The sequence below is a fragment of the Christiangramia aquimixticola genome, from assembly GCF_048285835.1.
Lineage (GTDB): Bacteria > Bacteroidota > Bacteroidia > Flavobacteriales > Flavobacteriaceae > Christiangramia > Christiangramia aquimixticola.
In genome coordinates, this window is the sequence record NZ_JBLVTL010000003.1 from 487,374 (window position 1) to 499,365 (window position 11,992).

The window sequence follows — 11,992 nt, forward strand, 5'->3', positions numbered from 1 at the left end:
TCCTTCTGAAAGGAAGTAAGGTTTGATTCTTAAAATCTTCAGGAAAATTTTCATCTCCTTTAAAACCAATTTCAATATTTTTTCCGTTTTCAGGAACATAGGCTGTTCCAAAGATATAATCCCAAATGCTCAAACTCAAACCGAAATTCATACCATGAGGATGTTCAGGTGGCAATTGTTTACTATGATGCCAAATGTGCATTCTGGGGTTATTAAAAATATATCCTAAAGGTCCATAATTCCAGCCTAGATTAGCATGATTAAGATGCCCCACCAGTACGGCGAACATATGCACCACAAAGAATTCTTTAATTCCAAAACCTATCATGGCGAGTGGAATGTATTGAATTGTCTTATATATGATCGTTTCCATAAAGTGAAAACGAAACTGAGCGGCAAAGCCCATTTCCTTAACACTGTGATGCACTTTATGGAATTCCCACAACCAGGATCTGCGATGTAATTGCCGGTGAACATTCCACTGAATAAAATCGGCAACAAAGAACATGATCAATAACTGACCCCAGGCCGGGAAACTGTCAATTTTTATCGCTACTAAATTATCTATTCCAAACAGAGCCAGAAAATCATTGAACAGCTCTACTCCCACATTGCTTAAGGCATTATAGCCAATTAGGGAAAACAGAAAGAAATTAAATAGGATATAAAAAGTATCCAGCCAAAATCCTTTCCTTATGATCTTTTGATCCTTTCTCCATGGAATCAAGATCTCTAAGATCCATACGATTAAAGAAAGTGCCAGTAACCAATAGAAATAATTTGTCCATCCGGGATGGGCAATTTCATTTATAAGGTAATTAAAGTACCCTGTAAATGAATTTATAATTATGTCTATATACTTTTCCAAACTTTAAACTTAAGGCACAAAAATATGAATAAAGAAACGTTAGGGCAGTAACTTTTGTTACAGAATTTCCCCGGGAGCGCCGCAAGATTTGAGAGTGAAATTAATTCAACCTCAGATTATTGAACGTAACATAGGTTACATCCATTACAAAACCACCTTAATATATTCGTGGCCATGTATTTTCACAGAATCATAGCACTTTCTCTGATATCTATTCTGGCATGTAAAGCTTTACTGCCGGGGATACATACCGACGTTTTTGGAAGTGATGAGAACCCCATACAGGTCATCAAAGCTTCCTGCGAAAAACGAATACCCGGCATCTCCAAGAACACCGAATTTAAGCAGCTGGATAATTCCAATATAATTTTTAACAGTTTATACTGTTTCTGGAATATGGAGGTTACGGAATATGACCTGGAAGAACCCATACTCCTGACCACACGGCAGGCGTTTACCTATATAAAAAGAAACACTTCTTTATTTAATAAGGCCGTCTCACCTCCTCCCAGGTTTGCATGATCTCATTTATAATTCACTAATCATAAAAAACCATATCATGCAAAACAATTTAAAAGTAAGCTACCTCTCAACCAGGATTCTTCGAATTTTTCTAAGCGGGATCTTTCTGGTAGCAAGTTTTAACCATCTGGTAAATTCTGAAAAGACGGTAGCCAGACTGGAAGGCGCAAATTTTAAAGGGATCGCTTATTTTTTTGGTAACCCTGAACTCCTTGTGATAATTTCAGGAGCAATAATGCTAATGGCCGGCATTTCGTTTTTACTGGGAATTGAAACCCGTTATGCTGCCATAATACTTGCGCTGGTATTATTACCAATTACTTTAACGGTGCAGGTTGGGCAAATTACCACCTTAGGCCCCTTATTCAAGAATATTGCGATTATGGGTGGGTTGTTATTCTTTATAATGAATGACATTGAAAGGGATGACCTATTGAAAAAACCGAAAAAATTCAAAATAAATTAAGATGAAAAAATTATTTACAAGCCTGTTTCTATTAACGTTAATCAGCTTAACCGGCTGTAAGGCTCAAACGAAAATATCAAGTAAAAAGAACAATTATGTAGTACTTACCAGGAAATTACCTCAGCTAAAACCTATTCTACTGGCGGCAGAAGAACTTAAAATGGAGGACGCCCATAAGTTTGGTGAATTTCATATAGTGGTTTGCGGGCAAACTGTAAGTGAACTTACCAATCCCGAAGCCATGGAGGAATTTATGAAGCAGGTAACCGATATTGGTGTTAAGATGAACGCCTGTGGATTCTCCTTAAAAAAATTCAAGGTAAATACAGAGGAACTTCCTGATGGAATTAAAGTGGTAGAGAATGGTATTCTTCATAACCTTCAGTTACAGAAAAAGGGATACATAAGCCTTGAATTATAGAGAAAAATTGAGGAGCTCACCCAATGCGAAATTCTTCAAATTGGTGTTTTTAAAATATAATTTAATCAAGGGTTTGAACGTTATAAAATCAAAAGAGCTGTGTAACAATAGTTACTGTCCAGAGATTGCAAATGTTCTAATTTGCAGCCTTTAAGAAAAAGGAAATTTTTGGAAATTCTTTTGATTAAAACTACCCTGCGGCCGGTTCTTCCCTACAAGAACCGGCTTTTTTTATTCGTAGAATTCAGCAATATCATAGAGAGATTTTCTTTGCAGATCTGGAACATAAGCATCCTGTGCAGGGTGACCCACGGGTAACAGGAGAAAGGCTCTTTCATTTTCCGGCCGGTTGAGCACAGTGGTCAAAAAGTTCATGGGACTGGGAGTATGCGTGAGCGTAACCAGACCGGCATTTTGAATGGCCGAGATCAACATCCCGCAAGCTATTCCCACCGACTCGTTTACGTAGTAATTCTTATGTTTCTCACCACCTTCGCCCGGCTCATAGATCTCTTTAAACACAATGATCAACCAGGGAGCGATCTCTAAAAATTCCTTATTATCATCTGTACCTAAAGGAGCAAGATCGCGCAACCAGCTTTCGCTCATACGCCCGGAATAATTCTCCTTCTCCTCCTTTTCAGCAGCTTTGCGGATCTTTTTTTTAATAGCTTCTGAAGAAACTGCGCAAAACTTCCAGGGCTGTTTATGAGCACCTGAAGGAGCCGTGCCTGCACTTAAGATGATATTCCGGATAATGCTTTTGGAAACAGGTTCAGAAGAAAAATGACGAACCGATCTTCTTTTAGTTAGCAAATCCAAATATTGCTTTGAACGAAGTTCCATTTCTTCAGAAGTATAATATTCCTGATGATAAGAAATATGACGGTAGCCATTGATAAGTTTTGATCGCTGTTCCTGTGACATAACCCAATATTTTAATTTTAATTTCCCCGATGCTCTTTAGGGTTTATAAATATTATGATTTTTTATGAGATATATGTTTTCACGGACTTCCGAAGAGAATGGAAAATAGAAATTCCAGCTGAAAGTGAGCGATAGTAACATTAAAATGGCAAAATGAGTTCAGCTAACGAGGCAGTATGGAAAAACAAAATATCCGGAAAATCGGGCGCAATAAAATAACCATTCTAAAAAGGAATCTGATTCACGATCCCGTGATAGGGAGACGGTTCAATTTGGTAGTGTATGGTTACACCATACCCATGTTTCCCCCCAAACCATAACTCCTAAACATTGCCCGATAATCCGGATAAGTCTTTTTTTCAAAAATGAGCGCATGCAAAATGCTTCAGCGCTGCAAAGAGAATTTCCAGCTTACTTCAATAATATAAAACTTAACAAATCCGGGGGGAGTTGATTCGAAATAAAGATTTCGAAAAACCAAAAATACACTAAATCAGCGACTTAGCGTATTTTTATTTATAAAAAGTTGAAAATTTCGGATTGAACCCGGGCTATAATATCTCTTTCAGAATAATATAAATACCCATCAGCAGAACAAACCAGCCAAAACCTTTTTTCAGCCTTTTTCCATTGATGAAGTTATTCAGATAAACTCCAAGAAAGATTCCGGCAACAGATATTCCGGTGAAAATTAGAAGAAATACCCAGTCTATCTCCAGATTTTGCACATCCCCAATAAAACCAATTAAGGATTTAAAAGCGATAATAAGCAGGGAAGTTGCCACAGCTTTTTTCATAGGAAGCTTCGCAAGAATAACCAGTGCAGGAATAATAAGGAATCCACCACCGGCACCAACGATCCCGGTCAATAGACCGACCAGAGAACCTTCAAGAATAATAAGGGGATAATTATAAGAAACCTTTTTTACTTCAGTATTCCTACCATTTTCTTTTTCTCTTATCATCGAGATGGAAGCCACCACCATAATAATGGCGAAAAACAACATGATCCCAATATTCTTAGTCACAGTAAAACCACCCACGCTAAAGATCTCTTCGGGAATAGCCGGTACAAGATAGAGCCGGGTTAGATATACCGCAATAAAAGCAGGGATCGCGAATACTATGGCTGTACGGAAATCGATAAGATTTTTAGGGATATTTCTTAGTGCTCCCACCAAAGCAGAAGTTCCTACAACGAAGAGAGAATACGCAGTGGCGGTTACCGGATTAATGGCCATTAAATAAACCAGAACGGGAACGGTAAGGATAGAACCTCCTCCTCCAATCAAACCCAGTACAACGCCAATTAACAATGCTCCAAAGTAACCAAGAATTTCAAGTATATCCATAATATTTTTTTAAGTAGGACAAAAGTATCCAGTAAGCTACTACCGCACAGTAACAAGTGTTACAGAGCCTACAGATCTATTACTTTTATTTGATTTCGTTGCAGTGAAATTCTGCCGTCGTTCTCCAGTTTCTTTAATAAACGTGAGACCACCACCCGCGAAGTATGCAGATCGTAGGCAATTTCCTGGTGGGTGCTCAATACATTCTCATTCCTGTTGATCTTGGCTTTATCCCTGAGATACCTGATTAGCCGCTGGTCCATATTCAGGAATGCAAGCGCATCTATGGTTTCAAGCATTTCGGAAAAACGGGAATGATAAGATTCAAATACAAAATTTCGCCAGGATCTGAATTTTGCGGTCCACTCCTCCATTTTCCCAACCGGGACCATAATGAAGGTGGTATTACTTTCAGCAACCGCCCTGATCTCACTTTTAGTTTGACCCATACAACAGGTAAGCGTCATGGCGCAGGTATCTCCTCTTTCCAGGAAGTACAGCAACAACTCATCTCCATCATCATCTTCCCTTAAAATTTTAATAGCACCATTAATAAGTAAGGGCATTCCCGTCACAAATTCTCCAATCTCCATGATCTTTTCCCCTGCACTTACTTCTTTTAAGGTTCCGCATTCGGCAATCTCCTTTAGAAGTTCTTCTTCAAACAGAAAACCATAAGCTTCCTCAAGTTCTTTTTGCATTGCATTTAAATTTCTGACTAAAATTAAAAAGAATAATCGGGATGAGGCAGATGAGCGTATAGAGCTTTGAACTTTTAGCAGGAGTTTATAATTTCTTTATGACTATAACTGAACTTATACAGATATCGGCCATTCATAATTTCTGAAATTGGGCAGATCAAAATTTTATAAACATAAACGTGAGACCGTTTTATAGGATCTACGGGTATATTTCTGATCAATTTTTGACTGAATAATTGAACTACCCGAACCTGAAATCTTTATCAAATTTCTCCTACTTTTTTTGAATATTCTTACATTCTTAATTAGTTGATTTTATCCGAATTAATACCATTGACCGACGCGATAAAACTCTAATCGTTTTTGCACTAATTACAAACCTATCAAATTGATTTTCAGCTATATTTAATTAAAATTACTGCAAATGAAGAAGGTGAATTTGTATTTGTTTACTCATCATAAACGCACTCAAATTGGAGTGGATTTTAAATTTGACCTTGAATTAAAAGAGCATTTAAAGACCTTTAAAGGAGTACGATGGACACAAACCCATACATGTTTTTATGTTCCTGCAATCCGGGATCAACTGGAGGCTTTAAAGTTGCATCTAAAAATCAAAAATATTGAAGCTGATGATTCCCTCGTGGATTTTTCCAGACTTGAAGTTCCAAAAGGTATAATTTTGCCCGAAAAGGAACAGCAAATCCTTAATTATTCGAGGTATCTAAAAGGGCTTAGGCAAAGCAAGAGTACCATAAAGACCTATACATCTTTCACCCGAAAGTTTCTGGAATTCCATAGTGCGAAGGACACCTATCAACAAGCCGATGTTGCCCGCTTTATTGAAGCTGAAATTGCGCAGAAAGAGTATTCCATTAGTACCCACCGCCAATGCATTAGTGCATTAAAGCATTATTTTGAATTTACTGATAAGGCTTTATTTGACACCTCATTACTGAAGCGACCTAAAAAAAGCGCTTATCTCCCAACGGTTTTAAGCAAAGAAGAAATGCTGGACCTTTTGCGGTACACCCGAAACCTAAAACACAGATGTATCCTGGCATTATTATATTCCTCGGGCCTAAGGATTGGAGAACTTATTAGACTGGAGCTGAAGGATATTAGTATTGATCGCAAACAGATACTTATAAGGCAATCTAAAGGAAGGAAAGACAGGTATGTAATGCTGGCGGAAATGTTTTTACCCTTACTTTATAATTATTTACAAACTTATGAGCCTAAGCGTTATCTCGCCGAAGGACTTAACGGCCCGTACTCAGCTTCGGCTATCAGAGCATTTTTAAGGAATTCCTGTTCCCGTGCAAAGATCAGGAAACGGGTTACTCCGCACACCTTACGTCACAGTTTCGCCACCCACATGCTGGAGAACGGAACAGACATAAGATACATACAGGAATTGCTGGGGCATGCGAAGCCTGAAACCACAATGATCTATACTCATGTCACTCAAAAAGATTTGATGAAGTTCCAGAGCCCATTGGATGTAAGTTTAAAGGAGTTGCTGGAGCGTGGGGATAAAAATGACGGAAACCTGCGTTTATCCCGTAACCTTTTGGGATAAAATATTATATTCGTTCCGATATAACGAGTTATATGCAAGTGCCAGAAAAATTTTTGTAGATTGAAAACTGACTAAAAATTCTACTTATGAAAAAGATAATTCTTCTTATCTCTATCGGACTTTTTTATTTATCTGCTCAAGCACAAAATGACAGTAATAAACATGAAAAATTTGAATTAAATATTCGAACTTTTAATGATCAAGTTGTCTTAACTAGCAAAGAAGGAAGTGCGTGGAAAAAATTGACATTTTCTACAGATAATCTTCCACAAGCTATAGACGAATTTGGAATGACAGAATTAGAAAATGACGTAAATAAAAGAAAGAAATCAGATAAGACTTTAGCGGATTACACCTTCATATTAAATATTGAAAATGGTGAAATTATTTTAAAAAGTTTAGAAGGAACTGCCTGGAAAAAACTGACTTTTCATTGTGCATATAATGATTGTGCTTCTGAAATAAATGAAATTGGAATGATGTAACTGCTCCGCACCAGCATACAACAACGGTTATCGCAAATAGACGGTAGCCTTGAAAAGAAAATAATTAACTTGATCAACTATTAAAACACTAAGCCGACAAATCCGCGTTCCTTACTCCGCCAACTTGCGTTAACCGGGACCGTTATATACAATGGCCACGAAAAAACAGGCTCTAATAAAATAACAGATAATAATGAAACGAGAACATGGTTACGAATTAGCTTCTAAATCTGACAGATTATTTGCATCAATTATACAATCTGTAATATTGACTTTAGGTTTAATTCTTATTTATCTGTTAATAAATGAGCCTATATCGGAAATTTGGAAAGATGATATTGAACTGACCGATGTGCTATTTGCCGTAATTCAGGCTATAATAATTGGAATAGTTTTTTATCCATTATTTTCGGGGAACTTAGGGCATAAAATCTTTGGTCTTAAAGTGATTTCATCAGAAACTGGTGCTGACTTTAATAAATATGATGAAGGAGCGTTAAGAGAGTTTTTTAAAACCTTATTAAGCTATTTATTCATTCCTGTTATTTGGATTTTATGGGATAAAAAGAATCAGAATCTATATGATAAAATTACAAAGACATATGTAGTAAAAAAGTGGGATTAGCCACTGTATATAACAACGGTTATCACAAATAGCTTGGAGTTGAACTAAAAATAATAAATTGACCAACTAATAAAGGATACGGTCCTTACGCTGACAAGTCTGCACTACCCTACCCGCAACTTGTGTTAACCGAGACCGTTATGCCCCATTTGATGAATAACATGAGTCATATTCTTAAATTTTTATGCTTTCTACTTTTTCTATCGTGCTCAGATAATAAAATTCCGGATTGCAATTATATTACAGATTACTATCCCAAAATATACGAGGCACAATTAAATTATAATCAGAAAGATTATAGAGAAGCGTTTGAACTATATAGGGAAGCATTCGAAATCTGTGAACCGAAAAATACTGTAGGTATTTACGAAATGAATAACTATGCAGAAATATCTGCAATTTTGGAAAAAGAAGAACTAGCTCTTAACTTCATTGAAAAAAATCTTGCCCAAGGAATGTTACTTCGCTCATATACAAATAACCCAGTATTTAGTAATGTATTAAAAACAGATAGAGGTAAGAATATAATTGCTAACTATGATTCTACAAGAGCTAAGTATTTAAACAGTCTTAATCTAAAACTGCGATCGGAAATACAAGAAATGATGAAAGCTGATCAAACACATATTCAAGATCAGGAAAAAAGAAATATCATTTTCCAAAGAAATACAAAAAGATTAATTGAAATTTTTGAAAATGTAGGTTATCCAGGTAATGATATAATAGGGCCTTACAATGTAGATTTTTCCAATTCAGATATTTCAATTTTACTATTACATACTTCAGACTCAATACGCATAAACTATTTTATTCCAAAATTGAAAGAATATGTGAAAAATGGCGATTGCGATCCAAAAACACTAGGAATGGTTATAGATAATTTACATTTATTCAATAATGAACTTCAGATTATTGGAACATACGAAAAAAGGGAGGAAAATATGATATCTGACAAGGAGCTAGTTAATCAAAATCGTCTTGAAATAGGACTTCCTACATTAGAAGTAGATGCAAAACTATGATTCTTTTAGAACAGGTTTAGGGACATCACAAACGTGGCATAACAACGGTTATCGCAAATAGGCGGTACCGTTAGTAAGAAAATAATTAACTTGACCAACTAATAAAACACTAAGCCGACAAATCTGTGTACCCTACTCCGCCAACTTGCGTTAACCGGGACCGTTACCTACAAGCATCACAAAAATTCAATTATGAAGAAAATTTCATTCTTAATACTATTAATCTCCAATTTCGCTTTCTCACAAGAGGGCTTTCGTTTTGAAAACGACTTTAAACCGAATTCCGAATATTTATTTAAAATGAATACTCAAGGGATAACCGAAGTAGATTTTGTTGGGGATTCAATATTGTTGGCAAATTTTAAAAATAGAGGAGTCGAGTTACCTATAATTTCCAAAAATGAGTCAGAGGTGACAGTAAAAACTACCACTGGTAAAATGGATTCTCAAAATAGAATTTCAGCAGTTATAGAATATGGTGATGTTATAAATATTGCTTTAGTAAATGGAGAAGTCATAGAACAAAAGAGGCCTATTTCAGGAACTATCGCCTATGGAAAATATTTAGAAAACAATAAGTTTCAAGTAGATTCTTTAATCAATCCATCTAAAACACAGGAATCTTTAGAAATGATTAAAAATATGATATCTGAGCTCCAACAACAGATAGAGTTTCCCGACCGAAAACTGCACGTTGGAGAAACATTTAAGAATATTATTCCCTTTAGTATTCCTATAAAAGGAATGAATCCAGTTCAAATCTCTATAAGCACCGATTATACTCTAAAAGAGGTTAAAAACGAAATTGCCAAATTTGATTTAATCCTAAGCGTTGAACTAAAAGGAGAAAATGAACAATTAGATCTGATGGTAAAAGGTGAAGGAAAAGGTATCTCAGAATTTAATATTAATGATAAAATAACCTCAAATTTTAGTTCTGATATGACGATGAATATGACTATCAAAGTTAATGATCAATTAACTTCAAAGACAAAGTCTACTACCGTCACAAATTATAAAACGGAGATTCGCAAAGATGCCAGTAGGTAACAACGGTTATCGCAAATAGGCGGCACCGTTAGAAAGAAAATATTTAACCTGATCAACAATTAAAACACTAAGCCGACAAATTCGCATCCCTTACTCCGCCAACTTGCGTTAACCGGGAACGTTATGCCCCATTTGATGAATAACATGAGTCATATTCTTAAATTTTTATGCTTTCTACTTTTTCTATCGTGCTCAGATAATATAATTCCGGATTGCAATTATATTACAGATTACTATCCCAAAATATACGAGGCACAATTAAATTATAATCAGAAAGAGTATAGAGAAGCGTTTGAACTATATAGTGAAGCATTCGAAATCTGTGAACCGAAAAATACTGTAGGTATTTACGAAATGAATAAATATGCAGAAATATCTGCAATTTTGGAAAAAGAAGAACTAGCTCTTAACTTCATTGAAAAAAATCTTGCCCAAGGAATGTTACTTCGCACATATACAAATAACCCAGTATTTAGTAATGTATTAAAAACAGATAGAGGTAAGAATATAATTGCTAACTATGATTCTACAAGAGCTAAGTATTTAAACAGTCTTAATCTAAAACTGCGATCGGAAATACAAGAAATGATGAAAGCTGATCAAACACATATTCAAGATCAGGAAAAAAGAAATATCATTTTCCAAAGAAATACAAAAAGATTAATTGAAATTTTTGAAAATGTAGGTTATCCAGGTAATGATATAATAGGGCCTTACAATGTAGATTTTTCCAATTCAGATATTTCAATTTTACTATTACATACTTCAGACTCAATACGCATAAACTATTTTATTCCAAAATTGAAAGAATATGTGAAAAATGGCGATTGCGATCCAAAAACACTAGGAATGGTTATAGATAATCTACATTTATTCAATAATGAACTTCAGATAATTGGAACATACGAAAAAAGGGAGGAAAATATGATATCTGACAAGGAGCTAGTTAATCAAAATCGTCTTGAAATAGGACTTCCTACATTAGAAGTTGATGAAAAACTATGATTCTTTTAGAACAGGTTTAGGGACATCACAAACGTGGCATAACAACGGTTATCGCAAATAGACGGTAGCGTTAGAAGGAAAATAATTAACTTGATCAACTATTAAAATACTAAGCCGACAAATCCGCGTCCCTTACTCCGCCAACTTGCGTTAACCGGGACCGTTGTAGCCAATGCAAGAAATTCAGTAAAGAACAGATAAGTTGAATGAAAATGAAATCAAAGAATGAAATTGATTTAAACAAAACAGATAAAATTCTTGAGATTGTTAGCTGGGCATTTTTAATGATAATATGGTTGACCTCTATAATTTCCTATAAAACTCTGCCAGATAAAATTCCTACTCATTTTAACATAGATGGAATCGCTGACAAGTTTGGTGATAAGTTTGAAATTTTCACTCTTCCCATAATTGCTACAATTTTGACTATTGGATTGACAATTTTGAATAAATATTTAAATTCTTCTAATATTTTAGGTAAGGGAAATAATCTAGGAAATAATGCTATTACTATGAGAATAGTAAGATTCTTAAAAATAGCAATACTTGTAATTTTTGGAATGATAATGATTCATACTATTGAAATTGCAAAAAATCACTCAAATGGGTTAGGTAATTGGTTGCTGATACTGACAATTATAGTAATTAATATTCCGACTATATATTATCTGACTAAATTAAAACTGACTAAAAAAACTTAAAAAACAGAAAGCACTGGCTACAACATCGGTTAAACGCAAATAGCGGGCAATTAGATGAAAAGTGCTATTTTAGACACCAAGTAAAAAACAACAAAGCCGACAAGAACGTGTTGCTACTCCACGCTACTTACCTTAACCAAGACCGTTACCCACAATTCTTACATTGTGAATTACTAAGAAAATGAAACAAGAGAAATTAATCTTAGAAACCAGCTTTTCGCTTCATCAGAAAATTATTTTAATCGGATTTTCACTCATCCCATTA

14 protein-coding genes are annotated in these 11,992 nt (G+C 35.2%); 10 read left to right on the plus strand and 4 right to left on the minus strand.

Features of this window, described 5'->3' with window-relative positions; genetic code table 11:
- On the minus strand, positions 1 to 868 hold an 868-nt coding region (locus ACNKXV_RS09150; RefSeq protein WP_417907403.1), incomplete at its 3' end, for a sterol desaturase family protein.
- Between the two features lie 174 nt (positions 869 to 1,042).
- Here ACNKXV_RS09150 and ACNKXV_RS09155 point away from each other — a divergent pair.
- Genes ACNKXV_RS09155 through ACNKXV_RS09165 form a run of 3 tightly spaced genes read left to right on the plus strand, consistent with a single transcriptional unit; the run spans position 1,043 to position 2,277 of the window.
- Positions 1,043 to 1,390 (plus strand): hypothetical protein, encoded by a 348-nt coding sequence (locus ACNKXV_RS09155; protein WP_417907404.1) that lies wholly within the window; start codon positions 1,043 to 1,045, stop codon positions 1,388 to 1,390.
- Between the two features lie 37 nt (positions 1,391 to 1,427).
- Entirely contained in the window at positions 1,428 to 1,856 is a 429-nt protein-coding gene (locus ACNKXV_RS09160; RefSeq protein ID WP_417907405.1) for a DoxX family protein, read from the plus strand.
- A 1-nt stretch (position 1,857) separates the two neighbouring features.
- On the plus strand, positions 1,858 to 2,277 hold the full coding sequence (locus ACNKXV_RS09165; RefSeq protein ID WP_417907406.1) for a DsrE family protein: 420 nt from the start codon (positions 1,858 to 1,860) through the stop codon (positions 2,275 to 2,277).
- A 231-nt stretch (positions 2,278 to 2,508) separates the two neighbouring features.
- Here the strand turns inward: ACNKXV_RS09165 and ACNKXV_RS09170 are convergent, their stop codons facing one another.
- From ACNKXV_RS09170 to ACNKXV_RS09180, 3 genes are all read right to left on the minus strand, one after another.
- The gene (locus tag ACNKXV_RS09170) at positions 2,509 to 3,204 is read right to left on the minus strand and encodes a nitroreductase family protein (RefSeq protein ID WP_417907407.1); all 696 of its coding nucleotides are present in this window, start codon (positions 3,202 to 3,204) and stop codon (positions 2,509 to 2,511) included.
- Positions 3,205 to 3,755: 551 nt separating this feature from the next.
- On the minus strand, positions 3,756 to 4,556 hold the full coding sequence (locus ACNKXV_RS09175; protein ID WP_417907408.1) for a sulfite exporter TauE/SafE family protein: 801 nt from the start codon (positions 4,554 to 4,556) through the stop codon (positions 3,756 to 3,758).
- 68 nt (positions 4,557 to 4,624) lie between these two features.
- Positions 4,625 to 5,257, minus strand: a complete 633-nt coding sequence (locus ACNKXV_RS09180; protein ID WP_417907409.1) for a Crp/Fnr family transcriptional regulator — start codon at positions 5,255 to 5,257, stop codon at positions 4,625 to 4,627.
- Positions 5,258 to 5,681: 424 nt separating this feature from the next.
- On the opposite strand from ACNKXV_RS09180, the gene ACNKXV_RS09185 reads away from it, so the two are divergent.
- The 7 genes from ACNKXV_RS09185 (at position 5,682) to ACNKXV_RS09215 (ending at position 11,727) form a co-directional block, all read left to right on the plus strand.
- Entirely contained in the window at positions 5,682 to 6,839 is a 1,158-nt protein-coding gene (locus ACNKXV_RS09185; RefSeq protein WP_417907410.1) for a tyrosine-type recombinase/integrase, read from the plus strand.
- An 86-nt stretch (positions 6,840 to 6,925) separates the two neighbouring features.
- Entirely contained in the window at positions 6,926 to 7,324 is a 399-nt protein-coding gene (locus ACNKXV_RS09190; RefSeq protein WP_417907411.1) for a hypothetical protein, read from the plus strand.
- 193 nt (positions 7,325 to 7,517) lie between these two features.
- Positions 7,518 to 7,949, plus strand: coding sequence for an RDD family protein (locus ACNKXV_RS09195; RefSeq protein WP_417907412.1), 432 nt, complete (start codon positions 7,518 to 7,520; stop codon positions 7,947 to 7,949).
- A gap of 140 nt (positions 7,950 to 8,089) precedes the next feature.
- On the plus strand, positions 8,090 to 8,971 hold the full coding sequence (locus ACNKXV_RS09200; RefSeq protein WP_417907413.1) for a hypothetical protein: 882 nt from the start codon (positions 8,090 to 8,092) through the stop codon (positions 8,969 to 8,971).
- A gap of 192 nt (positions 8,972 to 9,163) precedes the next feature.
- Positions 9,164 to 10,021, plus strand: coding sequence for a hypothetical protein (locus ACNKXV_RS09205; protein WP_417907414.1), 858 nt, complete (start codon positions 9,164 to 9,166; stop codon positions 10,019 to 10,021).
- A gap of 123 nt (positions 10,022 to 10,144) precedes the next feature.
- A complete protein-coding gene (locus ACNKXV_RS09210) occupies positions 10,145 to 11,026 on the plus strand; it encodes a hypothetical protein (protein WP_417907415.1) in 882 nt (293 codons plus the stop codon).
- A gap of 212 nt (positions 11,027 to 11,238) precedes the next feature.
- Entirely contained in the window at positions 11,239 to 11,727 is a 489-nt protein-coding gene (locus tag ACNKXV_RS09215) for a DUF1648 domain-containing protein (protein ID WP_417907416.1), read from the plus strand.
- Positions 11,728 to 11,992 lie beyond the last annotated feature (265 nt).